Below are 23,645 nucleotides of genomic sequence, written 5' to 3' on the forward strand. Positions count from 1 at the left end.
GTTCGAGTATAAGCCCAATGAAGCATCCGGCTCTATGTCTGCCGGTGCTTGATTCGGTACAGGGCCGAAATGTCGCGGCCGGTTTCGCCGCCGTCGACGAGCCGCTGGTAATCGCCCAGGGCCTGGGCCAGAACGGCCGAATCGAAGCCGGCCTCGCGGCACAGGTGATCGCAGATCTTGAGATCCTTGAGCAGCAGCTTCGGATCGAAGCCGGTTTCGAAGGAGTCGGCCAGCATGGTGCGGCCGCGCTTGTCCAGGAACCAGTTGCCGGCCGCCCCGCCACCGAGCAGTTCCAGCATCGACTCGCGCGGCAGGTCCAGGCGTTCCATCAGCGCCAGCGATTCGCATACCGCCTCGGCGATCCCGGCGACCATCAGCTGGTTGACGGCCTTGGCCGACTGGCCGGCGCCGGAGGGGCCGAGGTGACGAATCACCCGGGCATAGCTGTCCATGACGGTCCGGACCCGCTCGACATCCTTTTTCTCACCGCCGGCCATGATGGCCAGCTGACCGTTCTTCGCGCCCTCAACGCCGCCGGTGACGGGCGCATCGATGAAGGCCACGCCGAGCTCGGCCAGATCGCAAGCGAGTTCACGGGCCGTAACCGGGGCGACGGTGGAATGGTCGATCACGACCTGACCGCCGCGCAGTGAATCGCGCATGGCCGACACGACTTCGCGCAGGTCGTCGTCGGCCGATACGCACAAGCAGATCACCTCGACGCCGGCAGCCAGTTGGCCCGGCGATTCAGGCACCTCGACACCGTCGTGTTCGGCGGCAAAGGCCCGAGCCTTGTCGCCGGTGCGATTCCATACGGCCGCAAGATGGCCGTGGTCGTGGAGATGCCCCGCCATGGGTTCGCCCATGGCGCCGAGTCCGATCCAGCCAGTTTTCATTTCGTCTCCAGATAGGTATAGGCCGAAAGGCCCTCGGCCAGCAGGCGCTCGAGGGCGTCGGCCTCTTCGCGCGGCAGGCCGGCGGTGGCCACGCGCGCGCGGCAGGCCGTCATCAGCTCGCGCGAATTGTAGCCGACCAGTTCCAGCAGCCTGTCGGCACTGTCGCCGGCGCGGGCATTGTCGAGGCGGAAGCCGCCGTTCTCGACGTGGACATCAATGCTGTCGGTGTCGCCGAAGAGGTTGTGTATATCCCCCAGGGTTTCCTGGTAGGCGCCGGCCATGAAGATGCCCAGCAGGTAGGTCTCGTCGGCGCCGATGCGGTGAACCGGAAGGGTCGGTTCGAGCAGGCCGCGTTCGACGTAACGATCGATTCGGCCGTCCGAATCGCAGGTCAGGTCTTCCAGCACGGCACGCTCGGTGGGCTCCTCGTCGAGCCGGCTCAGCGGCAGGATGGGAAAGACCTGATCGATGGCCCAGATATCGGGCAGCGACTGGAAGATCGACAGGTTGATGAAGTACTTGGCCGAGAGCTGGTAGCGGATGCGTTCGCCGAGCTCACGATGACGGCGATGCTCGGGATCGAGATGGGCGGCGACGCGATCGAGGATGGCGTTGTACATCGGCTCGAGCCGCGCACGCTCGGCCAGCGGCAGGTCGCCGTAGAGAAACAGGTTGCGGCCTTCCTCGAGCAGGTGCTCGGCTTCCAGAAAACTCTCTTCGGGCTCGCGCTCTTCAGCCTGGGCCAGGACTTCCGCCAGGCCGCGGATGACGGCCGTCTCGTCCCGACTGCTTCCAGCGGCGTCGCGCGGCAGGGTCTCCGTGGCGGTAACGTTGGTCACCAGCACGGCATGGTGGGCCGTCAGCGCCCGGCCGGATTCGGAAATCAGGTGCGGCATGGCCAGTTCGTGCTCGCGGCACAAATCGGCGATACCGCCGACGATCGCCTGGGCGTACTGGCCCACGGAGTAATTCATCGAGCAGAAGCTGCGCGTGCCCCCGCCCTCGTAGTCAACGCCAAGTCCGCCGCCGATGTCGAGCCGCTGGATGTCGACGCCGGCTGCCACCATCTCCGTGAAATAGCGTCCGGCCTCGCGCACCCCGCGCTGGATATCGCGCAGGTTGGAAATCTGCGAGCCCATGTGGAAATGCAGCAGCGTCAGCCAGTGCAGACAGCCGGCTTCGCGCATCGATTCGGCCAGGCCCAGGAGCTGGCTGGCGGCCAGGCCGAACTTGGCGCGTTCGCCGCCGGTGTTCTGCCAGTTGCCGGTGCCGAGCGAGGACAGGCGAAGCCGCACGCCGACTTCCGGGGTGACGCCCAGGCGCTCGGCTTCGCGACGAATCAGCGGCCATTCCCCGGGCTTTTCGATCACGATTACCGGTTTGAGGCCAATCTTGATTCCGCTCAGTGCCAGGCGGATATAGGCGGCGTCCTTGTAGCCGTTGCATATAATCACCGTCCCGGGCCTTCCAACGGCCAGAGCCGTGATCAGTTCGGGCTTGCTGCCGACCTCCAGGCCCAGCCCCTCGACCTCGGCGAGCGTTCGGACCACGCTGGCCTGCTGATTGACCTTGATCGGGTAGACCGGCGTGTAGCCGCCGCCGTAGTCGTGCTCGGCGATGGCGGTCTCGAAGGCCTTGCGCAGTTGCGCGGCGCGGGTACGCAGGATATCGGGAAAGCGCAGCAGCATGGGCAGGCGCAGCCCGCCGCGCTGCGCACGCTCGACGATCTCGTTCAGGACGAGCCGGTGCTCCCGGTCGGGAAGGGCGAGCAAGCGGCCCTGGTCGTCCAGATCGAAGTAGCCCTCCGACCAGCGGTCAACGGCATAGCGGCGGCGGGCGCGGGCAATCGCGTCATCATTCATGAGGGCGATTGTAACGGGCGAACGTGGGCGGTATACGGGTTAACATCTTGGCTGGTTCAATCACCGCGACCGAAACATGACGCTTCCGACCGACCGCAAATGGTTTACCGAGACGAACTCCGAGGCCGGCAGTGCCGAGTCCTGGTCCATCGAGGCGCACCTGGCGCGGGAAATCACCGACTACCAGACCATCGATGTTTATCGCACGACGCACTGGGGCAACCTGATGGTCATCGACGGTTTCGTCATGCTGACCACGCGCGACAATTTTCTCTACCACGAGATGATGAGTCATCCGGCCCTGTTCTCGCACCCGGACCCGAAGCGCGTGCTGATCATCGGTGGCGGTGATTGCGGCACGCTCAGGGAGGTGCTGGCCCACGAAAACGTAGAGCGCTGTACCCAGGTGGATATCGACGAGCAGGTCACGCGCCTGTCCGAAAAGCACTTTCCCGAACTGTGCGAGCGCAATGACGACCCGCGCGCAGAGCTGCTGTTCGACGACGGTCTGGCGCACGTCAAGCATCTCGAACCGGGCAGTGTGGATGTGATCATCGTCGACTCCACCGATCCCATCGGACCGGCCGAGGGCCTGTTCGGGCCGGAGTTCGTGGCCGACTGTTATTCAGCCCTGGCCGATGGCGGCCTGTTCCTGCAGCAGAGCGAATCGCCCCTGCTGCACCAGAAGCTGATCGCCGGCATCCGCGACAACATGGAAAAAGCGGGCTTCAGTACCATCCGTACCCTGGGCTTTCCCCAGCCCTGCTATCCCTCGGGCTGGTGGTCGGTTACCCAGGCGCGCAAGGGCGGCGAGATCGAAGCGGTCAGCGCCGAGCGATTCGAAGCGGCCGGCATCGCCACCCGCTACTTCAACCCCGGTGTGCACGTGGGGGGATTAGCGACGCAGTTGCCTTGAGCTCTAAAAACCTTAAATTGTCCACAGATGAACACAGATGAACACAGATAAAAAACAAGGGTCATCGGTAGGCGGTCGGGGGCGATCGTCGGCCGGATAACCATTCCCGGATTGGTGGTTCTCAGGTCCGCAGATTGCGCAATTCTGCAAAGAGGCAACGATAAATATTCCGTGGAAACGGTATTGCCTGTTGATCACTGAGCAGCAGCGTTTCGGGATGCCGTTGTGCCCGGCGGATCCACCGATGGCCTGTTACTTAATTTTCTTCATCTGTGTTTATCTGTGTTCATCTGTGGACAATTCAGGGTTTTCAGGGGTCTGCCGACGAACTCGTTTCCTCGCACTCCCCCGACTCGGCTAATTGTTGCGACCACTGCGCCATCAGGGCTGCCAATGACTCGGGAAGGTTGTCGCGCTTGCTCTCCGCGTCGATCCAGGCCAGGGCTTCGCGGCAGTGGCCGGAGCGCTTGAGCAGCGTGTTGATGTGCAGGGCGGCGAAGCGTTCTTCGTGATTGCGCTGGTAGAGGTGTTCGCTCAGGCGCGCGGCCAGGGCCATGGCTTCCGGCACCGATTCCGCCGCTTGGACCAGTTCGGTGACCCAGGCAGCCAGCATCGGGTCGCTGTCGCCTGAAAGATCCTCGTGGGTGGCCAGCGCTTGGGCTTCTTCAAGTCTCTCGGCCTTGACCAGGGCGGTCAGCGCCTCGATCCAGATGTCGAGCTCGCGCTTCTCGTCGAGGGCCAGTAGCAGCCGGTCGGCTGCGGTGCTCGTCTCTCCCAGGTCGAACAGGATGCGGGCGCTCTCGATCAGCCGCCAGCGTGTCGATCCGATCTCACCCGGCGCGTCTTCGATGATGTCTAGCGCCCGTTGAGGTTGATCGAGCCGGCGCAACACCGTGACCAGGTTCTGCCGGGCGCGGTCTGCTGCCGGGTCGAGCTCGATCGCCTTCGACAGGCTCTCCTGCGCCGGCTCCAGCTGGTCGAGTTCGGCCTGGGCGGTGCCCAGGTTGGTCCACGCGACCACGCTTTGGGGATCGGCCTCGGCGGCCCGGTCGAAGGCATCCGCGGCGCCGACCGCATCGCCCGCGTTCCAGGCCTTGCGTCCGCGAATGATGTGGATGCGCGAGCCGGCCGCGTGCGAAGCCAGGTATTCGGCGACCGGATCATCGGGGGTGATCCCGACCTGCCCGGTCTTTTCCAGGTGCGCCTGCATGGCTTCATCGTCGCCGAGCGCGCGCATGGCCATCGCCAGCGGGTAGTGCAGGCGGTTGGCGCGGGGTTCGATCTCGAGCGCTCGTTCGAGAAAATCTCGTGCTTGCTCCGGTTGCTCCAGGGCCAGGTGGGCCTCGCCCATGCCGGCCAGGGCTGCCGGTGCCTGTTCGTTGATTTCAAAGGCTCGATCGAAAGCGCGCAGCGCCAATCCGGCCTGGCCGGTGTCGAGGAACAAGCGGCCGACTCGTGTCCAGCCGGGCCCTGCCAGGCCCGGGTTGAGCGCAATGGCGTTGAAGAAACGTTCGCGGGCACCGTCGGCTTCGCCTTGCTCGCCGAGGATGATGCCCTGCAGGTAGGGCCAGCGACCGTCAAGTGGATCGATGGCAGAGGCCTGCTCGTAGGCCGACAGGCCGGCCTGCTCGAAGCCGGTCGCCTGGTAGAGCATGCCCAGCTCGCCCCAGGCTTCAGCCTGTTCCGATGGACCAAGCCCGGCCGATTCCTGCACCAGGGCGCGCGCCGCCTCGACCTGTTCGGCAAGCGCGGGGTCCATGCCCGCGGTGTCCGGATGATCGATCTCTGCGCGCGGCGACGTGAAGGCCGCCAGCAGCGTCAGGGCCAGCAAGGTGCCCGGCAATCCGCGAATCATTGCGCTGGCTCCTGGCCATCGCCCTGCTCAAGCGTGTGGTAGCGATCGGGGGAAAGTCGTTCAAAACGCTCGCGCGTCCCGTCGGCCCAGGTGATGACGACCGCCGCGGTTTCGCCGTCGGCCGGCAGTGCAAACAACAGGCGCGGGTCACGCGCGGAGAGGTAACTGCCGTCGGTGGCGGCGCGCTGACGCTGGACCTTGCCTTCGGCCAGTGCACCCACGGCACCGAGGGCATCGCGCGGTGGCGTTCCCGTCACGAGCCGCAGCCCCAGCCAGTTTTCGCGCACCGGCGTTTGGTTGTGCAGCAGCCGGGGCGAGTCGTGATTGTTGCAGACAAGCGCATCGATCCGCCCGTCGTTGTCGATATCGCCGGTGGCGAGCCCGCGACCGACCGCCGGCGCCATGGTCGAATCGTCGACGAGCCGTGGTTCGAATCGTTCGCCGTCGACGTTGCGAAAGAACTGGTCGCGCTGGGCCAGCGGAAAATCGCTACCTGCCTGGCGGCGGGCCTCGATGACGCGCACGGCGCCGTTGGCAACCATCAGGTCGGGGTGTGTATCCCGGTCGAAATCCGAGAGCGCCACGCCGAAGCCGGTGAAAGCCAATGTTGTCGCATGCAGCCCCCAGGCGGCCGTATCGTCGACGAAATCGCTGCTGCCGAGGTTGCGGTAGAGCGTGTTGCTCTCGCCGGTCAGATGGGTCAGCAGCAGGTCCCAGTCGGCATCGCCGTCGACATCGGCAATGCCGATCCCCATGCCGGCTTCCATCTGGCCGTGACGGTTGACCGCCGTACCCGTCGTCAGTGCCTGTTCGGCAAAGCGCTTGCCGTCGTTGCGCCAGAACTGGTTCATGTCGCCGTCGTTGGCCACGAACACATCGGGCCGGCCATCGGCATTGAAATCGGCCACGGCGACGCCCAATCCGCGCAGCGGATCGTGTTTGCCGAGCCATTCGTCGGTGGCGTCGCGGAAACGTCCGTCGCCGAGGTTGAGGTAGAGGGTGTCCGGGGCCGGCTCGAACACGCCCGGGCCACAGTAGTCCCGGCGGGTGGACTCGGCCAGGCAGGTTGGATTGTTTTCCGGGTCGTAGTCCACGTAGTTGGTGACGAACAGGTCGAGCAGGCCGTCGCCGTTGATGTCGGCAATCGCGGCGCTGGCGCTGAATGCAGGGTCAGCCGTCCCCGAGGATTCGCTGACGTCGGTAAAGCTGCCGTCACCGTTGTTTTGCCACAGCGTGTTGGGGCCGTAGTTGGTGATGTAGAGGTCGGGATGACCGTTGCCGGTCAGGTCGCCTGTCGCCACACCCATGCCGTAGCCCCGGGCGTTGAAGCCGGAAGCGTCGGTTACGTCTTCGAAGCGAATGCGGACGTCTTGGGAAATGTTGCGATAGAGGCGGCTGGCCTTGCGCTCGGGCGGGCCGGCGTCGTTGTGCTTGCGTGGAACGGCGCCGCTTTGGGCGAACACGATATCCAGGCGGCCGTCGCCATCGTAGTCCACCAGCCCGCAGCCGCCGCCGACGATCTCGGGATAATGCCAGTCGCCGCTGAGCCCATTGTCGTGCCGAAACTCAATGCCGCTGTCGCTCGTGATATCGGCAAACTGAACGGCCCCGGAAAATGCCGAGGCCGAAATCACGGTGCAGACCGTCAAGAGCACCAGGGCTGGTGCTCTACGGGCTGCGAGCATTCTCGTCAGCGACCGATGCCTCGTCACTCGGCCGGGCAGTCGCCGATACGCTGACCGGATACGTTGATGGTCATCTGCATGGCGCCCATCGGCGTTTCCATTTTGCCGTCGATGGTGCCGCTGGCGGAATCGCCGTTGAACTGCATTTCGGCGTCCATCGTCATTTGCGTGCCGTCGGGCTGCGTGCAGTCCATCGAGTAGTCCATGCCGTCGCGCCGCAGGTCCTTGTGTGTGATCTCGCACTCGTCGACGTCGTCGAGAAAGGCGTCACCCTCGGCGATGTCCTCTGCTGTGACGCATTCTTCGCTGGTCTGGTTCTGATCCGGGATCGGTACATCGCCGGAGAAGGTCATGTTGTTTTCATATTTCCAAAGGCCGGGCTCGATGTTGGGTGTTTCGGCCATGGCGACGGTGGCCAGGCCAAGTGCCAGGGCCGCGGCAAGCGTGCGTACAATCATGTGTAACTCCTCGGTTTGGGGGAACCGGGCTGGGCCCGGCATGTTCAGTCGATATGCGTTCACGTATCAAACGCAATCGGGCACGCAGACATGCCAGTCTGCATGACGAGATTTTTCATTGTACCCCGGCCCGGGATTTCAGCCGGCGTGGTTTGGGCCTGCTTCAATAGCAGCGGGGGATGCGTGAGCCCAAAACGCTGCGGCATTCTTGTTGCTGCCGCTGGCCGAGATCGAAGGCCATTTCCAGGCGCACGCGCCGCTGGATGGGTTCATCGCCCCTGCGGAAGGGCTCGAAGCGCCAGTCGATGATGGCCTCGCGTGCCGCTTCGGCAAAAGCCAGGCCGCGGGGCGTTTCATCGACGATCTCGATATCGCGCACTTCGCCGTTTCGGGTGACCATGAACTCGACTTCCACGCTGCCGTTGATGCCGCGCTTGCGGGCGGAGTCGGGGTAGTCGGGTTCGATGCGTTCGACGAGATCGCCGCCGGTTACCAGTTCGGTCTCGGTGGGTTGCGAGGGCCGGGGTGTTGGTTGCGGCAGTTCGGGTTTGGTCAGTGCCGGCGCTTCGATCATGGCCACCTGGCGATCGGACGAACGCTCGATCAACTCGGAGACGGGCGGCAGGCGGTCGGTTTCCAGGGCCGGTGTTACCGGGGGCTGGGACTCGTTATCAGTCGCCTCGGCGGCGGCTTGCTGCGCGTTGTCATCGGAATCCGGCGACGTCGTGGGCTCGGCCGAATCGGCGGTGCTTGCCTCAGCCGGGGCCGCCGTGTTGTCGGGATCAGGAGCGGGATCCACCGGAGCGGGATCCACGACTTCGGCGATTTCATCGAGCGGTTCGTACGCCGGGTCCGGGCGAGGTTCAGGGATCGTCTCGATGACTGGTTCGGGTTCCGGTGGCCCGGGCTCCTCGTCGAGCCAATGCAGGCTGGCGGCGGCCGCCAGGATCAGCCCGGAGAGCAAGGCCGGTCCGGTCAGTCCCTGCTGGCGATCCGGCCGGCCGCGTTCGACCAGGCGCCGGATGCGGCTGAGCATCTGCCCGTCGTGCATGGCCAGGGCCAGCTTCGGCCCCCGATAGCGCAGCTGCTCGAGCGAGGCCAGCATTTCGACGTAGGCGAGGCGGTTGTCCGTGACGGCCACCGCCAGGTCGTCACAGGCGTTTTCTCGTTCGATGCGGATGCGATGCGAAACCCAGCGGACCACCGGATGGTAGAAGAGGACGGTTTCGGTGACGGTCTGGCAAAGATTGACCAGGTGATCGAGCCGGCGGACATGGGCCAGCTCGTGAGCCAGAACCATTTCAAGTTGGCGCGTCGGGAGCCCGGTAAGAATGGCCGGCGGAAGCAGAACCAGCGGCTTGAGCCAGCCGATGACCACGGGTGACTGGATGCGCGCGGAAACTGCGAGTGCGACGGGTCGACTGATCCCGAGCCGTCTCACCAGGGTTCGGAGTTGCGGTTGGAGAGAAGACGCGGCCGAGAAATCGGCTGTTCGACGCAGGCGCCGCAGAAAGTGCCAGCCCAAAGCCAGGCGCGCGCTGAGCAGTAGAACGCCGGCCAGCCAGGCCGCGACAACCCAGTGCATGACCGAAATGCCGCCGACATCGGTGCCGCCGGCTGCGGCCTGAAGGCCCAGAATCGTGCTTGCCGTGTCCGTGGCGACACTTGCTGTCGTCGCGCCCATGTTCGCCGACTGCAGCAGCAGCGCCAGCGTGAGGCCCGGTGCGGCGGCCAGTGCGGCCAGCGTCAGCACAGCGATGATATAGCGTGTGCGTGCCGTCGCCCCTCGGGTAGCCGGCAGCGTGGCGGCATAGAGCAGCCCGATCAGCGCACCCTGCCAGAGGAAATGCAGCAGGGAGAGACCGATCTGCTCGACCACCGGGGCATTCAACCAGGTCATGCGTCGGCGCCTCCACCGGTGTCACTGCGCAGGCTCTGAACCAGGCGTTCGATTTCCTCGAGCTCTTCCGAACTGGCTGGCCGGGAGGTCCCGAGCGCCTGCAGTACGAGCTGCGATGCCGACCCCTCGTAAACACGTTCCATGAAGTCGTCCAGCATCGCGCGCTGGGTCGGCTCCTCTTCGACGGTCGCCTGGAAGACGTGAGCACGTTGGGAGTCATCGCGCAATACGAGACCCTTGCTGTGCATGATCTGCATCTGCTTGAGCGTCGTCGTGTAGCTGTGACCGACGTTCACGCCAATGCCCTCGTGCACTTCCCGTACCGTGGACGGCCCATGCTGCCACAGGTGTTTGAGAATCTTCAATTCGGAGGGTGTGGGTTTCGGTGTATCGGTCATGCCAGGCCCTCGTTGCAATGGCTACGTCAGTGGGGACGAAATGGTTCGTATGTGAGGCTCCAATCTAGCGTTGCCCCGCTCGAGTGTCAATCATGCCGCCTCGGTATATTCGCCGAGCACGGGCCGCTTGGGCTAGACTGAGCGGGTCTTCCGGCCGAGGAGAGAAGACATCCCAGCCCCGGTTCCACCTGTAGAGCGTATCGCCGTCGCCCGCTTGCTGCTTGCGGGCCTGGTCCTTGTCTGCGGCCTGACGATGACGGCTTGCACGGCACCCGAGGAGCCGCTGCGGGTGGGGGTGCTGGCGTGGCCGCCTTATGATCTCGCCTACCTGGCCCTCGAGGAAGACCTGCTCGATCCCGAGCAATTCAACCTGGTCAGTTTCCAGACGCCCTCGGAGCTGGTGCGCAGTTTCCGCTACGGCCTGATCGACGTCATGTTCACCACCAGTCACTTCGCGGTGAGCATGCTGCACGAAGTCGGCGACACTCGGGTCATCTACCTCATCGATACCAGTCTCGGCGGTGATGCCCTGCTCGCGCGCCCCGGTGTGGATGCCGATGATTTGAAGGGCGCCCGCATCGGCGTCGAAGTCGCACCGCTGGGCATGTACACCCTGATGCGCGCACTCGATGTCCTCGGCCTCGATCGCGATGAGGTTGAGATCGTCAATATCGATACCGCGGATCAATTCGACGCCTGGAGCGACCGGGAGATCGACGCACTCGTGACCTACGAGCCCACCCGCAGCCGATTGCTGGACCAGGGGGCGGTGGAGGTGTTCAGCAGCAAGTCCATTCCGAATGAGATCCTGGACGTCATCGTGGTCAAGGAGCGCACCATCAACGCTTACCGGGGCGCGCTCGTAGCGCTCGTTGGTGGTCTCGACCGCGCCACTTCGGCTTACCGGAGGGACCCCGAAGCCACTACGCAGATCATGGCACGGCGCCAGGCCATGTCGGTGGAGCGGTTCAGTCGGGCGATGGCCGGCGTGGAACTGTTCGACCTGTCCGCCAATCTCGACATGATGACCGGCGAAAATCGCCAGCTGCTCGATGCCCTGGAGAAGCAGTGCCGCGCCATGACAAAAGCGGGCATGCTGGTCGGCACCCCAGATCTGAAACGCCTGATCGATTCGTCGATCGTTGAGGAGGCGGCTCGGCGATGAAACCGCGCTGGCCGCTGCGATACGTCGTCCCCCTGCTCATTCTGGCAGCAGGGTTGCTGATTGTCGGCTCCGGTTGGTTTTTCGAGTACCGGCAACTGCAGGGCAATATCATGCGCCTGGCTGAAATCCAGCTGCGATCGACCGCCAATTTCGCAGCCGCTGAGATCGAAGCTGCATTGAGAGACCGCAGTAGCAGCGAAGTCGGGGTCGCCATCGAGCGGGCCGCGTCCAGTCCCGTAGTCTCCGGCGTTTACGTCGTGGCCCCCGACGGAACCATCCGCCATGCTTCCGATGCCCCGGCCGTCGGACAAGTCTTCGGTGACTGGGGGCGCACGCAGGATTTTCGGCAAACCCTGCCGGAGCCTGATGGATCGGGTGAGATTCTGATACGGCCGGTCGGCAATAGCCGACTGATTGGACGGTTCCCGTTGCTCATGCGCATGTCGGCCGAAGAGCTCATGCCCAATCGCGTTGGAAGCCTTTTCGTCGTCACCGACCTTTCCCATGAACTTGCGCGCGGCCGCAGCGACCTGGCCACGAGGGTGCTCGCCTGGAGTGCCATTGTTTCAATGATTGCCGTCGGCTTCTGGGCACTGTTGCGCTCGCTGTTGCTGCGGAGAATTGATGTCCTGATCGGTTCTGTCCGGGAAGTCGGCAAGGGCAACTTTGAACAAACCATGCAAATCCGGGGCCGGGACGAACTGGCCGAACTGGGTCGGGAAATGGATGCAATGACCCAACGCCTGCGCGAACATTCCGAACGCCTTGCGTTTCTGTCCGATCATGATGCTCTTACGGGGCTGTTGAACCGTCACGGTTTCGAGGTGGAGCTTGAACGGGCGCTGCGCAGCATGCGTCGACGCGGGAAACGTTTTGCGGTCGCATTGCTGGATATCGACAGCCTGCGCGTGATCAATGATACGCAAGGCCATCGCGCCGGGGACGAGCTTCTGTCGGTTGTTGCCGACCGCGTGGGCGAGGCGATGCCGGAGATTGTCTGCACGGCCCGGGTCGGTGGTGACGAGTTCGCCGTCCTCTTCGAGCTGACAGAGGATGAAGGCCTCGAGTCGATCGCCGCGCGACTGCAGGGCGAGATGACGACGGTGCGCTTCGATTACGGCGACGAACGCTACGGCGTTCAGGTCAGCATGGGTCTCGTAGAGCTCTCCCCGGACCTGCAAACTGCCTCGGATGCGCTCGGAATCGCGGATGCCGCCTGCTATCGGGCCAAGGAGAAAGGCAGGGGTAGTTTCTATATCGGCAGCGTGGGTCGATTCTCCGGTGAGCATGTACGTGGCGACATGAAGTGGGTGAGCCGCATCCAGGCAGCGCTCGACGAGGATCGACTGCGGCTTTACGCCCAGCCAATCGTGCCGTTGACTGCGGGCGAAAAGCGCGGCCTTCATTTCGAGGTCCTTGTCCGAATGCTCGATGAACGCGGCCGCATCCTTCCGCCGGGCGAGTTCCTGGAGGCGGCCGAGCGATACAATCTGGTCCACCGCATCGATCGCTGGGTCGTGGAACATACGCTGAACTGGCTCGAGGCCGATCCCGGCCTGGCTGATACGGTGTCGTCGTGTTCGATCAACCTGTCGGGCCTGAGTCTCGGCGATGAGGCGCTGATCACGCAGGTCTCCGCCTGGCTTGATCGCGAGCACTCCATCCCGGCGTCCGCCCTGTGCTTTGAAGTGACCGAGACCGCGGCGGTGCAGAATCTTGCGCAGGCCCGTGTCTTCATCGATCGCCTTCGAGCGTTGGGGTGCCGCTTTGCGCTGGATGATTTCGGCACGGGCCTTTCATCCTTTGGTTATCTCAAACGCTTGCCCGTCGACCTGGTCAAGATCGACGGCATCTTCGTGCGCGACATGGTCAGGGATTCGGCCGATCGCGCCATGGTGAACGCCATCAACGATATCGCCCACCAGATAGGAATGAAGACCGTGGCCGAATTCGTGGAAGATGACGAGACGCTCGAGCTGTTGCGCAAAATCGGCGTTGATTTTGCACAGGGCTACGGAATCGGACGGCCACTTCCGCTACCTGATCTCGTCTCGACTTACTCAAGGCACAAATCGGTGGCGTCGTCGGCCGAGCGCCAATAGGCGTTTGTCCGGGAGCGTCAGCAGGCTGGGATCGCCCGCGCCGAGGTGTCTGACCGGTGGTTACCGGGATCCGCGGGGATTCTCGGGCCAGTCGTGCTTTGGGTAGCGGCCGCGCATGTCCTTGCGCACCTCCGGGTAGACGTTGTCCCAGAAGCTCGCCAGGTCCGCGGTGACCGCCAGCGGGCGATCCGCCGGGGAGAGCAGCTGCAGTTGCACCGGTAGGCGGCCTCCAGCCACCGTCGGTGTGTCCCGGCAGCCAAGCATGGCCTGCAGCCTGACGCGTAGCGCAGGCGGGTTTTCCGAGCAGTAGTCCAGCTTTGCCCGGCGGCCGCCGGGCAGCGTCAGATGCTTCGGCGCCAGTTCGTCGAGTTGCCGGAGCCGATCGTGTCCGATCAGGCTGGACAGAACGGACACGAGGTCGAGGGCCTGGATATCCTGCCAGCGGCTCATTCCGCCCAGCCAGGGCGCGAGCCACTGCTCGAGTGTTTCGGCCAGGGCTTCGTCGTCCAGGTCGGGCCAGTCGCCGGGCCACAATGAGCGTAGCAACCTGACCCGGGCCTGGAACTGGCGGGCCGCTGCCGACCACGGCAGAGTCTCCAGGCCCTTTCGCCTGACGGCCGCCAACAGGCCCGCCTGGAGGGTTTCGGCGTCGGGTCGTTGCAGTTCGGTCGACTCGAGCACCAGGGCGCCCAGCCGGCGTTCGCGCCTTGCCACCACCGTGCCGCGTTGCTCGTTCCAGTCAGCCGACTCGACGGTTTGAATATGGTTTCCGAGGACGTCTTCGAGCTCGTCGCGTGTGACGCCGGCAGCCAGGTAGACCCGCGCCTCGCGCGCCCGGCCGTCGAGATCGCAGGCGACCAGGAATTCACTGCCGGCCAGCGGGTCGGCGGCGCCGATGAAAGCGCCGCGGCCGTTGCTCAGCAGAAAGCGGCCACGTTGCCCTCTGCGCGCCTGACCGGTGCGGTCCGGCCAGGCGCAGGCGAGCAGGGCGCCGATGCCGTGCTGCGACCCGGCTTCGTCACGGTGCTTGCCGGCGAGCCGATCGGCGCCCTGCCTGATCCGCGCCAGCATGCCACGCGCACGCCGTCCGGCGTTTCGCAGGCGTGAGAGACGCAAGGCAATATCCACTTCATCAAAACCTCCGATGTCGCGTTCACTGAGCAGAGCCGCCAGTTCGGCCGCGGTACGCGCCAGGCCGAGCCGGCGCCCCGCCAGAACCATGTGCGCCAGCCGCGGGTGCAGGCCCAGCTCCAGCATGGCGCGCCCCTCCGCGGTGATGCGGGCTTCGTCGTCGAGCGCATCCAATGCCTGCAGCAGTTCCACCGCCTGGTTCCAGGACGCCGTCGGCGGCGGGTCCAGCCAGTCCATCCCGGCCGGGTCGGTCACGCCCCACTGGGCCAGCTCGAGCACCAGCGGTGCCAGGTCGGCGGAGACGATCTCGGGGGCGGTGTGCGGCTGCAGTCGATCCTGCTCCGATTCACTCCAGAGCCGGAAGCAGCGTCCCGGCTCCAGCCGACCGGCGCGGCCCCGGCGCTGCTCGGCCGACGCTTTTGAAACACGCTCGGTGACCAGTCTTGTCATGCCGCTGTTGGGGTCGAATTGCGCCCGGCGCTGCCAGCCGGCGTCGACCACGACTCGGATGCCCTCGATGGTCAGGCTGGACTCGGCGATGGCGCTGGCCAGAACGATCTTGCGTGCGCCCGGCGCCGCCGGTCGGATGGCTTCGTCCTGTTCCCCCGAACCCAGCTGTCCGTGCAACAGGTGAAGCTGCGTGTTTTCGGGCAGATCCTTCTCAAGACGACCGGCCACGCGTCGAATTTCGCGCATCCCCGGAAGAAACACGAGAATCGATCCGGATTCATTGTCGAGCGCCTCGCGCACGACGGCAGCCGTATGCGCTTCCATCGTTTTCTGTCGCGTCGGCGGGCGGTAGCTGACGTCGACCGGGTAGCTGCGACCCTCGGCGGTGACCATCGGGCAATCGCCGAGGAGGGCGGACAGGTGCTGGCCGGCCAGGGTGGCCGACATCACCAGCAATCGCAGGTCTTCGCGCAGCGCCTGCTGCGTCTCGCGCACCAGCGCCAGGCCCAGGTCGGCCTGCAGCGAGCGCTCGTGAAACTCGTCGAAGATAACCGCGGCGTAGTCCGACAGAGCCGGGTCGGATTGGATCAGGCGCGTCAGGATGCCCTCGGTGACCACCTCGACGCGCGTCGCCGCCGATACCTGCGTATCGAGGCGCGTGCGATACCCGACGGTTTGGCCGGCCTTCTCGCCCAGCTGGCCGGCCATGAAACGCGCGGCCGAACGCGCGGCCAGGCGTCGGGGTTCGAGCATCAGGATGCGGCGTTCAGACCGCCAGTCGGCTTTCAGCAGGGCGATCGGCACCCGGGTGGTCTTGCCGCTGCCGGTCGGGGCTTGCAGCAACGCGGTGGGATTCTCCTCGAGCGTCTCGAGCAGTTTAGGCAGGACGGCGTCGATGGGCAGCAAATCATTCCCGCCACTTGATATTGCAACCGATCGAGGGCTTCTGCTCTTCTGCTACCGGCTGGCCGGCCAGCAGCGCGTCGAGTGCCGCGCGTACGTCGCGGCCGGTCACGGGCTTTTCGTTGCCGGGTCGTGAATCATCGAGCTGGCCCCGGTAAGCGAGGCGACGGTCGGCATCGAAGATGTAGAAGTCCGGCGTGCACGCGGCGCTGAAGGCGCGCGCAACATTTTGCGACTCGTCGTAGAGATACGGAAAGGGAAAGCCCCTGGACTTGGCCAGCTCGGCCATGCGCTCGGGTCGGTCCTGCGGGTAGCCGGTGACGTCGTTGCTGCTGATGGCCACCATGCCGACCCGGTTCAGATCGTAATCCTTGCCCAGCCGGACCAACTCGTCGAGGACATGCTTGACGAAGGGGCAGTGGTTGCAGAGGAACATCACCAGGGTGGCGTGCGACCCGGCGATATCGTCGAAGCTCAGCGTCTGGCCGCTGACGGTGTCGGGCAGGTTGAAGTCGGGCGCCGGCGTTCCCAGCGGCAGCATGGAGGATTCGGTTCTTGCCATGGCGTTCTCGCTTTGCAGCCGATTCGAATGGGCTCTTTCCTGGAGACCACAGTTTACATTTTCCCGCCCATCACCGGCTGCCGATCGCTTTTTCCAGCAACCGGGCCAGGCGACGGGTTCCGGGACCGGCACCGTCGGCGTCCGCGAAGACCAGGTAAAGGGTGGCAAAACGCTCGCGCCCCTTCTCCAGCGGCAGCGGCTTGAGCTGCCCGCTGTCGAGCTCGCGCCGGATGATGTCCTCGGCGTACCAGGCAAAGCCCAGGCCCATGCAGGCGGCGCGAATGGATGTCGCCTTGCTGGTTACCGTCCAGCGACGCTCGCTGACCCGGTAGGCCTCGCTGGCGGCCGGCTGGCTGCCACTGTCGCGCACGACCAGGTGGCGATGGGCCCGCAGGTCGTCGAGGGTGAGGTTGCGCTCGAGCTGCTGGAGCGGGTGGTGTGGCGCCGCGGCGGCGATGAAGCGCACGCGCATCAGCGGATCGCCGACGAAACCCGGGGGGATCGACGAGGCGATGGCCAGGTCCACGGCGCCGCGGGTGAGCAGCTCGGTGGTGCCGCCGAGCACAGACTCGTGCAGCTGCACGCGCATGTCGGGAAAGTCGCCCGACAGTTCATCCAGGCATTCCAGCAGCAGCCAGGTGGGAAAGATGATCTCGGCGGCCAGCCGCAGTTCGGCCTCTTCGCCGGCGGCCAGACGCCCGGCCAGGCGCTCGATCTGGCCGGATTCGTCCAGCAGGGCCTTCGCCCGTCGGTACAGCGTCTGGCCCGTGGCCGTCAGCACCGCGCGCCGGCCCTCGATTCTGAACAGGTCCACGCCCAGCAGGCTTTCGATGCGGCCGACGGCATGGTTCAGGGTTGACTGCGACTTGTTGACGGCTTCCGACGCTGCGGCGTAGCTGCCGGCCTCGACCACCGCCACCAGGGCGCGCCACTGTTCCAGGGAAATCCGGGAATGCATTTATATTCGATTTAATCGAATGGTTAGGCCGATATTTTCCGCTTTTTATTCGAATTTACCAAGCCTATTGTAGAGGCCAACACGCAAACCAAGGAGTTCGCCCCATGAAAACCCTGCTGGTCATCAAATCAAGCCTGTTCAACGGTCAAGGCCAGTCCAGCCGTCTGGCCGACGCTTTCGCCGAGCGCTGGCGCGAGAACAATCCCGACGGCCGGATCATCTGCCGCGACCTGGCGCTGGAGCCCATCGCGCACCTGAGCGCCGAAGCCTTCAAGGGCTTTCAGGCCGATACGGCCGAGCGCACGCCCGAACAGCACGCCGCCACGGCGGTATCCGATTCGCTGATCGCCGAGCTCAGGGCCGCCGACGAAGTCGCGCTGGGCCTGCCCATGTACAACTTCTCGGTACCGTCGACGCTCAAGGCCTGGATGGATCACGTGGCACGCGCCGGGGTGACCTTCCGCTACACGGAAAACGGGCCCGAGGGCCTGATCGACGACAAGCCACTCTACGTTTTCGCCGCGCGCGGCGGCCAGTACCAGGGCACGGAGATGGATACCCAGACCCCGCTGGTGCGGATGTTCTTCAACATGCTGGGTATTCGCGATATCCGCTTTACCTATGCCGAGGGCCTGGCGATGGGCCCCGAACAGGCCGAACAGTCCCGCACGAAAGCGGTCGAAGCCATCGAACGACTGGCGGCCTGAACGGCCGTCGAGGAGAAATCACCATGACGACCACCCGCACTCTCGAGCGCATCATCGAATCGCTGCCCACCTCCGACGGCGCCGGCGTCAAGCTGCGGCGAAGCCTCGGCCAGCAGGCCAGCGATGCCGTCCGCCTCGATCCTTTCCTGATGCTCGACGAGTTCTATTCCGACAACCCGGATGACTACATCGCCGGCTTCCCGCCGCACCCGCATCGCGGCTTCGAGACCGTCACCTACATGCTCGAAGGACGCATGCAGCACAGCGATCACCTGGGCAATACCGGCGATCTCGGACCCGGCGGCGTGCAGTGGATGACGGCCGGACGCGGCGTGATCCACTCCGAGATGCCGCAGCAGTCCGAAGGCGGCATGCGCGGGTTCCAGCTGTGGATCAACCTGCCGGCGGCCGAGAAAATGAAGCCGGCCGCCTATCGCGACATTCCAACCGATGAAATTCCGACAATCGAGCTGTCGGCCGGGGCGGTTCGCGTTATCGCCGGGCGCCTGGCACTGGACGGACGAACCATCGCCGGGCCGGTCAACGGCGAGAACGGCCGCATGGCGACCGATCCGCTCTATCTCGACGTGCACCTCGAACCCTCGGTCGAGATCGAGCTGCCGGTGACGCCGGGTCACAGCGCCTTTGCCTATCTCTACGACGGATCGGCCGAGATCGCCGGCCGGGCACTGCCGCATCGGGCCGCAGGCATCCTGGGCGACGGCGAGCGCGTGCGGATTGCCGCGGGGGAAGAGGGTGCGCGCCTGCTTCTTCTGGCAGCCCGGCCCCTGGGCGAGCCGGTGGCCCAGTACGGGCCCTTCGTGATGAACACGCGCGAAGAGATCGAGCGCGCCGTGGAGGACTACCGTTCAGGTCGGCTGACGGAAGCCTGAGAGCCTCTCCGTGGCTTACTCGTCAAGGCTGCGGATGTAAGCGACCAGGTTGTCGATGTCTCCATCGCTCAGATGACCGAATGCGGTCATCATCGGCGACAGGCCGACGGCCGGGCCGCCCTTGGTGATGACAGTGCGGATGTGCTCGTCGTCGACCGATTCCTGCCACTCACTGTCGCTGAGGTCGCGCGGCTTTGGGTTGAGGCTGGCCGAGGCCGGGCCGTCACCCTTGCCCGATGGGCCGTGGCAAGTGGCACAAAGTTGCTTGAACTGGGTCTCACCAGCACTCGCGTCGGCCGCGAGTGCGGAATGGGCCAGCAGGCTACCGGCGGACAGTAACAGGACGGTTATCGGAATGCGCATTTCGGCTCTCCTCTCAATATACTTTAGCGGGCTCTCATGTATTGTACGCCCGGGAACGGGCGTCTGGCAGCAGCGGCTACCATCTCGGATAAAACATTTATTGAATATACATGATATACCCCGGCGTCCGGAAGCGATTGCTCGCGACGCGAAACATGCGTGGCGTGGACATGCCCCGACTTATAATTCGTCTTGCGCGAGTTGGCGCGATTTTGCAGTTTCGACCATCGGCGACAAGGCGCTTATGCAATGAACCTGATCGAACGACATCATCAGCAACGCATCGGCATCTGGCTGATGGTCTGCTGCTTCGTGCTGTTTTTGCTGGTCATGCTCGGTGGGGCCACGCGCCTCACCGGCTCGGGCCTTTCCATGGTCGAGTGGCAGCCGGTCACCGGCGTGATTCCGCCGACAAGCGAAGAGCGCTGGATGCAAGAGTTCGACGCCTATCGCGCCAGCCCCGAGTACCAGAAGGTCAATCGCGGCATGTCGCTCGACGAGTTCAAGACGATCTACTGGTTCGAGTTCGGCCATCGATTGCTGGCGCGCTCGCTCGGCCTGGTCTTCGCCCTGCCGTTGGCGTGGTTCTGGTGGCGTGGCTGGGTGCCGAAGAGGCTGCGCTGGCCGCTTCTGGGTATCTTCGGACTAGGCGCGCTGCAGGGCTGGATGGGCTGGTACATGGTCCAGAGCGGGCTGGTCGACATCCCGCGCGTGAGTCCCTACCGCCTGGCCGCGCATCTGAGCCTGGCCTTGATTATCTTCGCGTTCATGTTCCGGCTGGCACTGGGGCTGCTGATGCCGGCCGAGCAGCGCCCGCATCCCCTTCGGCGCTGGACCATCCCCCTGCTGGTGATGACCGCGCTGACCATCTTCGTGGGCGCGTTCGTTGCCGGATTGCGCGCGGGCTTCGTCTACAACGATTTCCCGCTCATGGCCGGACAGTGGCTTCCGGACGGGCTCCTGGGCCTGGAACCGCTATGGCGTAACTTCTTCGAGAACACCGCTACGGTGCAGTTCATGCACCGGATACTGGCCCTGTCCACCCTGGCCGTGGCGCTTGCCGCCTGGTGGCGCCAGCGCAGGTATTCACTGGATGCCGGCGCCCGTCGCGCCTTCCACATCCTGGTTTGTATTGTCGGTATCCAGGTGGCGCTGGGCATCGCCACGCTGATGCTCTATGTGCCGGTGGTGCTGGGCACCCTGCACCAGGGCATCGCCGTGCTGGTGTTGGGAGCGGTGATCGCGGTCGACTATCGCGTCAGTCACCTGCGTGCTCATGCGACCGCCCACTCCGGACGCCTGACGGCCGACTGATTCCTGCATTCGCTCAGTGCGGGGCCGTAAGGGTCCCGCGCGCGATGCTTTCGAGTTTCACGGCGTCGTGGATGGTGATGTAGCGCGCGTCCATCTCGATCGCCCCCTCGCGCTGCAGCGCGGTCAGGCTGCGCGAGAGGGTTTCCGGCTGAACGGCCAGCAGCCCGGCGATATGCTTCTTGCTTGCCTCCAGGCGGAAGGTCTTCGGTTCGTTCCGGCGCCGGTATTCCTCCAGCAGGTAATGGGCCACGCGCAGATGCGCGTTCTGAAGCGAGAGAGAATCGATCTGATTGATCTTCTCGTGCATGCGCCGGCTCAGCGTGCCGAGCAATCGGAAACAGGCTTTCGGATCGTTATGAAGAGTCTCGACCAGGTCGTCGGCGTCGAAGCCGACCAGTTCGCTGGGCTTGAGCGCGGCGCAATGCACCGGGTACACGCGCCTGGGCATGAACAGCGTGGCTTCGGCAAAGCTGCGTCCCGGATTGATGATGGCCATGATCTTCTCCTGGCCCGAACCCGACAGCCGGAAGAGCTTGAGCTGTCCCTTCCGGCACAACCAGGTGCGCCGGGCCGGATTCCCGTGATGGAAAAGGTGCTCGCCGCGGTCGACGGTCACGATGCGCGCCTTGCCCAGCACGCGCTTCGCTTCGGTTTCGTCCAGCCCCGAAAGCAGCGGAAACTGTGCCAGCTCTTCGAGGCTGGGATGACGGACGTTGTTCATGGCAGGATTCCCTAGGGAACCTCTGAACAACTCTGCGCGGGCGCGACGGGTCTTTGCGGGAGGCTCCGGTCCGGCTTCGGCGATCGTGGTTTGGTTGTTCCAAATGAGTGAGCCGAAACGGGGCGGAGACCCCGCAAAGGCCCGTCCCGAAGGGTTTTGCCGGAGAAGCCGCATCTCGCGCGTTGCGCCCCTCGGCCGTAGCTACGGCTACTGTCACTCGCGTCGCACCACACGATCTGCGGCTTCTCCGACAAAACGCGCTCCGCGCAGAGTTGTTCAGAGGTTCCCTAGTCCGGCCCGCCCGGCGGGCCGATATTGGCGTATAGTGAGTAAACCAGTATTCGCGATACCTCTTTTTGACCAGAATCAATATTTGCCTCACCCCATGAACGACAACCGGCACGACGAAGACCAACTGATCGACTGGCTCAGCCCGCTTTTTCTCGGCTCGTATGCCGAAAATAACGAGCTGTTCGAGCAGACCCTGGTGGAACTCTTGCGCGACCACGTCTACTGGCGCCGCAACATCCATCCCGAGGACCGGCCGCAGATTCCGGTGCTGGCCGATACCGGCCCCGAGTACCGGCGCTTCGTCGGCCGCATGAAAACCGAGCTGCACGGCCTGACGGCGCGGCTGAAGAATTCGGCGCCCTTCTTCAACCCGCGCTACATCGGGCACATGGCTTCCGACCTGCTGCTGCCGGGCCTGATCGCCCAGCTGGTGACCACGCTCTACAACCCCAACCACGTCACCGACGAGGCCTCGCCGGTGACCCTGCCGCTCGAACTCGACCTGGGCCGGCAGCTGGCCGCGATGTTCGGCTTCAATACCGACCCACAGCGCGAGCCCTGCGCCTGGGGTCACGCCACCTCCGGCGGCACCATCGCCAATGACGAGGCGCTGTGGTATTTCCGCGCCGTGCGCTATTGGCCGCTGGCGGCCGCCCGCGCATTGCGTGAGGCGGCGTTCGATCCGGGCGCGCTCGAGCACGGTCCGGAGAATTTTCTCAACGCGCAAGCCCACCAGCTGTTCAATCTATCGACCGACACGGTGATTCGCCTGCGGCGCGAGCTGCTGGCCAGCATGGACCGGCAGCTCGATCGCCGGCAGGCGCGCGACCTCGCGCGCCGGATCGAGTACGAACGCGTCGAGCAGCTGGGCATGGCCGAGTTCCACCTTCGCCACCGGGCCCTGGGAACGCCCGTGGTGGTGGTTCCCGACACGGCCCATTATTCCTGGGAAAAGGCGCTCAAGCTGCTGGGCCTGGGCGCGTCCAATCTCGAGACGGTGGCGGTCAGCGAGCGCATGCGCCTGGACGCCGACGCCCTGGAACGAAAACTGGCCGAACTCCACGAGCGCGGCCGGCCGGTACTGGCGGTTATCGGCGTGCTGGGCACCACCGAGTTTGGCTCGATCGACCCGATCCACGAGATCGTGAGCGCGCGCCAGCGCTGGCGGCGGGCGGGCCTGGATTTCGGAATCCACATCGATGCCGCCTGGGGCGGGTATCTCGCCAGCATGTTTCGCCGGTCCGACGGCACGCTGGTCGACCACGAGGCAATGCGCCGACAATTCCATTTCTTCCCCTCGCCGCCGGTTTACAAGGCATTTGCCGCCCTGCGGCACGCGGACTCGATCACCGTCGATCCGCACAAGCTCGGCTACGTGCCTTTCGGCTGCGGCGCCTATGTTGCGCGCAACCGCGGCATGACCGACTTCATCAGCCAGAAGGCGGCCTACGTCTTCGATGAGGCCGAGTCGGTCGCCGATTCCGAGTACGAACGCCGCTTCCGCAACCTGGGCCAGTACATCCTGGAAGGCTCCAAGCCCGGGGCGGCCGCCGCCGGCGCCTGGCTGAGCCACCGCGTGCTTCCGCTGGATGCCGATCACATGGGCAGGCTCTGCGCCGAGACCATCCGCAACTGCGAGTACTTCTTCGAGCACGTGGACCAGTTGCGCGACGAGCTGGCCGGTATCGCCCGCGTGGTCCTGCCCTTCGAGCCGGATACCAACCTGGTCTGCCTCGCCATCAACCCCGCCGGCAATCGCTCGCTGGCCAGGATGAACGAGTTCGGCCGCCGGCTATACGCCCACCTGGACGTGGGCGAGGAAGTCGATATTCGCTCGCGCGAGTTCTTCGGCTCGCGCACCCTGGTGCACCGCGACAAGCTGGGGCAAGAAGCGGCCGAACGCCTCATGGCCGAGCTGGACCTGGACCCGGCGACCTTCGTCGAGGAACCGGACGATTCCGGCGAGCAGGCCGACAGCATCTTCCTGCTGCGCCATACCCTGATGAACCCCTGGCTGAGCGGTCGCGAAGAAGGACTGAACTATCTCGACCGCTATTGCCGCTACCTGGCCGCACTGGTGCGACGTGAACTTTCCGATTGATGAACCTGCACACG

At 64.8% G+C, this 23,645-nt stretch carries 19 protein-coding genes; 7 read left to right on the forward strand and 12 right to left on the reverse strand.

Features of this window, described 5'->3' with window-relative positions; translation table 11 throughout:
- Positions 1-32: 32 nt before the first annotated feature.
- Together ACDC66_RS05070 and speA are read right to left on the reverse strand one after the other, a co-directional pair.
- Positions 33-896 (reverse strand): NAD(P)-dependent oxidoreductase, encoded by an 864-nt coding sequence (locus tag ACDC66_RS05070; protein WP_376695600.1) that lies wholly within the window; start codon positions 894-896, stop codon positions 33-35.
- The gene (gene speA, locus ACDC66_RS05075; protein WP_376695601.1) at positions 893-2,758 is read right to left on the reverse strand and encodes a biosynthetic arginine decarboxylase; all 1,866 of its coding nucleotides are present in this window, start codon (positions 2,756-2,758) and stop codon (positions 893-895) included. The genes ACDC66_RS05070 and speA overlap by 4 nt, the downstream gene beginning before the upstream one ends.
- Before the next feature lie 76 nt (positions 2,759-2,834).
- Between speA and speE the strand changes: the two genes are divergently transcribed.
- Entirely contained in the window at positions 2,835-3,674 is an 840-nt protein-coding gene (gene speE / locus ACDC66_RS05080) for a polyamine aminopropyltransferase (RefSeq protein ID WP_376695602.1), read from the forward strand.
- Between the two features lie 310 nt (positions 3,675-3,984).
- Here the strand turns inward: speE and ACDC66_RS05085 are convergent, their stop codons facing one another.
- The 5 genes from ACDC66_RS05085 to ACDC66_RS05105 form a co-directional block, all read right to left on the reverse strand.
- Positions 3,985-5,529, reverse strand: coding sequence for a tetratricopeptide repeat protein (locus tag ACDC66_RS05085; RefSeq protein WP_376695603.1), 1,545 nt, complete (start codon positions 5,527-5,529; stop codon positions 3,985-3,987).
- A complete protein-coding gene (locus ACDC66_RS05090) occupies positions 5,526-7,214 on the reverse strand; it encodes a CRTAC1 family protein (protein WP_376695604.1) in 1,689 nt (562 codons plus the stop codon). The genes ACDC66_RS05085 and ACDC66_RS05090 overlap by 4 nt, the downstream gene beginning before the upstream one ends.
- A 23-nt stretch (positions 7,215-7,237) precedes the next feature.
- Positions 7,238-7,672, reverse strand: a complete 435-nt coding sequence (locus tag ACDC66_RS05095) for a DUF3617 domain-containing protein (protein ID WP_376695605.1) — start codon at positions 7,670-7,672, stop codon at positions 7,238-7,240.
- A gap of 163 nt (positions 7,673-7,835) precedes the next feature.
- On the reverse strand, positions 7,836-9,572 hold the full coding sequence (locus ACDC66_RS05100) for a TonB family protein (RefSeq protein WP_376695606.1): 1,737 nt from the start codon (positions 9,570-9,572) through the stop codon (positions 7,836-7,838).
- Positions 9,569-9,970 (reverse strand): BlaI/MecI/CopY family transcriptional regulator, encoded by a 402-nt coding sequence (locus ACDC66_RS05105; protein ID WP_376695607.1) that lies wholly within the window; start codon positions 9,968-9,970, stop codon positions 9,569-9,571. Before ACDC66_RS05105 ends, ACDC66_RS05100 begins: the two co-directional genes overlap by 4 nt.
- Positions 9,971-10,223: 253 nt before the next feature.
- Here ACDC66_RS05105 and ACDC66_RS05110 point away from each other — a divergent pair, with 253 nt between their 5' ends.
- Both ACDC66_RS05110 and ACDC66_RS05115 read left to right on the forward strand, forming a co-directional pair.
- A complete protein-coding gene (locus ACDC66_RS05110; protein WP_376695608.1) occupies positions 10,224-11,135 on the forward strand; it encodes an ABC transporter substrate-binding protein in 912 nt (303 codons plus the stop codon).
- Positions 11,132-13,237 (forward strand): putative bifunctional diguanylate cyclase/phosphodiesterase, encoded by a 2,106-nt coding sequence (locus ACDC66_RS05115; protein ID WP_376695609.1) that lies wholly within the window; start codon positions 11,132-11,134, stop codon positions 13,235-13,237. The genes ACDC66_RS05110 and ACDC66_RS05115 overlap by 4 nt, the downstream gene beginning before the upstream one ends.
- 60 nt (positions 13,238-13,297) lie before the next feature.
- On the opposite strand, the gene hrpB is transcribed toward ACDC66_RS05115, so the two are convergent.
- The 3 genes from hrpB to ACDC66_RS05130 form a co-directional block, all read right to left on the reverse strand.
- Positions 13,298-15,724, reverse strand: a complete 2,427-nt coding sequence (gene hrpB / locus ACDC66_RS05120) for an ATP-dependent helicase HrpB (protein WP_376695610.1) — start codon at positions 15,722-15,724, stop codon at positions 13,298-13,300.
- A gap of 1 nt (position 15,725) precedes the next feature.
- Positions 15,726-16,283: a thioredoxin family protein gene (locus tag ACDC66_RS05125; protein WP_376695611.1), complete on the reverse strand. Its 558-nt coding sequence runs from the start codon at positions 16,281-16,283 to the stop codon at positions 15,726-15,728.
- 70 nt (positions 16,284-16,353) lie between these two features.
- The gene (locus ACDC66_RS05130) at positions 16,354-17,241 is read right to left on the reverse strand and encodes a LysR family transcriptional regulator (protein ID WP_376695612.1); all 888 of its coding nucleotides are present in this window, start codon (positions 17,239-17,241) and stop codon (positions 16,354-16,356) included.
- Between the two features lie 104 nt (positions 17,242-17,345).
- Between ACDC66_RS05130 and ACDC66_RS05135 the strand changes: the two genes are divergently transcribed.
- The gene (locus tag ACDC66_RS05135; protein WP_376695613.1) at positions 17,346-17,948 is read left to right on the forward strand and encodes an FMN-dependent NADH-azoreductase; all 603 of its coding nucleotides are present in this window, start codon (positions 17,346-17,348) and stop codon (positions 17,946-17,948) included.
- Between the two features lie 23 nt (positions 17,949-17,971).
- Complete coding sequence (locus tag ACDC66_RS05140) at positions 17,972-18,841, forward strand: pirin family protein (protein ID WP_376695614.1); 870 nt, start codon at positions 17,972-17,974, stop codon at positions 18,839-18,841.
- Positions 18,842-18,856: 15 nt separating this feature from the next.
- On the opposite strand, the gene ACDC66_RS05145 is transcribed toward ACDC66_RS05140, so the two are convergent.
- Positions 18,857-19,204 (reverse strand): c-type cytochrome, encoded by a 348-nt coding sequence (locus tag ACDC66_RS05145; protein WP_376695615.1) that lies wholly within the window; start codon positions 19,202-19,204, stop codon positions 18,857-18,859.
- 249 nt (positions 19,205-19,453) lie between these two features.
- Here ACDC66_RS05145 and ACDC66_RS05150 point away from each other — a divergent pair, with 249 nt between their 5' ends.
- Entirely contained in the window at positions 19,454-20,518 is a 1,065-nt protein-coding gene (locus ACDC66_RS05150; protein ID WP_376695616.1) for a COX15/CtaA family protein, read from the forward strand.
- Positions 20,519-20,531: 13 nt separating this feature from the next.
- Here the strand turns inward: ACDC66_RS05150 and ACDC66_RS05155 are convergent, their stop codons facing one another.
- Positions 20,532-21,239: a Crp/Fnr family transcriptional regulator gene (locus ACDC66_RS05155; RefSeq protein ID WP_376695617.1), complete on the reverse strand. Its 708-nt coding sequence runs from the start codon at positions 21,237-21,239 to the stop codon at positions 20,532-20,534.
- Between the two features lie 385 nt (positions 21,240-21,624).
- Between ACDC66_RS05155 and ACDC66_RS05160 the strand changes: the two genes are divergently transcribed.
- Complete coding sequence (locus tag ACDC66_RS05160; protein ID WP_376695618.1) at positions 21,625-23,631, forward strand: pyridoxal phosphate-dependent decarboxylase family protein; 2,007 nt, start codon at positions 21,625-21,627, stop codon at positions 23,629-23,631.
- The last annotated feature ends 14 nt before the right edge of the window (positions 23,632-23,645 follow it).

The organism is Wenzhouxiangella psychrophila, from assembly GCF_042310375.1.
In the GTDB taxonomy this organism is placed as follows: Bacteria; Pseudomonadota; Gammaproteobacteria; order Xanthomonadales; family Wenzhouxiangellaceae; genus Wenzhouxiangella.

Excerpts from the sequence above, each read along its gene's own strand:
- ACDC66_RS05070 (WP_376695600.1), bottom strand. The coding sequence starts at position 896 with ATGAAAACTGGCTGGATCGGACTCGGCGCCATGGGCGAACCCATGGCG.
- speA (WP_376695601.1), bottom strand. The coding sequence starts at position 2,758 with ATGAATGATGACGCGATTGCCCGCGCCCGCCGCCGCTATGCCGTTGAC.
- speE (WP_376695602.1), top strand. The coding sequence starts at position 2,835 with ATGACGCTTCCGACCGACCGCAAATGGTTTACCGAGACGAACTCCGAG.
- ACDC66_RS05085 (WP_376695603.1), bottom strand. The coding sequence starts at position 5,529 with ATGATTCGCGGATTGCCGGGCACCTTGCTGGCCCTGACGCTGCTGGCG.
- ACDC66_RS05090 (WP_376695604.1), bottom strand. The coding sequence starts at position 7,214 with ATGCTCGCAGCCCGTAGAGCACCAGCCCTGGTGCTCTTGACGGTCTGC.
- ACDC66_RS05095 (WP_376695605.1), bottom strand. The coding sequence starts at position 7,672 with ATGATTGTACGCACGCTTGCCGCGGCCCTGGCACTTGGCCTGGCCACC.
- ACDC66_RS05100 (WP_376695606.1), bottom strand. The coding sequence starts at position 9,572 with ATGACCTGGTTGAATGCCCCGGTGGTCGAGCAGATCGGTCTCTCCCTG.
- ACDC66_RS05105 (WP_376695607.1), bottom strand. The coding sequence starts at position 9,970 with ATGACCGATACACCGAAACCCACACCCTCCGAATTGAAGATTCTCAAA.
- ACDC66_RS05110 (WP_376695608.1), top strand. The coding sequence starts at position 10,224 with ATGACGGCTTGCACGGCACCCGAGGAGCCGCTGCGGGTGGGGGTGCTG.
- ACDC66_RS05115 (WP_376695609.1), top strand. The coding sequence starts at position 11,132 with ATGAAACCGCGCTGGCCGCTGCGATACGTCGTCCCCCTGCTCATTCTG.
- ACDC66_RS05125 (WP_376695611.1), bottom strand. The coding sequence starts at position 16,283 with ATGGCAAGAACCGAATCCTCCATGCTGCCGCTGGGAACGCCGGCGCCC.
- ACDC66_RS05130 (WP_376695612.1), bottom strand. The coding sequence starts at position 17,241 with ATGCATTCCCGGATTTCCCTGGAACAGTGGCGCGCCCTGGTGGCGGTG.
- ACDC66_RS05135 (WP_376695613.1), top strand. The coding sequence starts at position 17,346 with ATGAAAACCCTGCTGGTCATCAAATCAAGCCTGTTCAACGGTCAAGGC.
- ACDC66_RS05140 (WP_376695614.1), top strand. The coding sequence starts at position 17,972 with ATGACGACCACCCGCACTCTCGAGCGCATCATCGAATCGCTGCCCACC.
- ACDC66_RS05145 (WP_376695615.1), bottom strand. The coding sequence starts at position 19,204 with ATGCGCATTCCGATAACCGTCCTGTTACTGTCCGCCGGTAGCCTGCTG.
- ACDC66_RS05150 (WP_376695616.1), top strand. The coding sequence starts at position 19,454 with ATGAACCTGATCGAACGACATCATCAGCAACGCATCGGCATCTGGCTG.
- ACDC66_RS05155 (WP_376695617.1), bottom strand. The coding sequence starts at position 21,239 with ATGAACAACGTCCGTCATCCCAGCCTCGAAGAGCTGGCACAGTTTCCG.
- ACDC66_RS05160 (WP_376695618.1), top strand. The coding sequence starts at position 21,625 with ATGAACGACAACCGGCACGACGAAGACCAACTGATCGACTGGCTCAGC.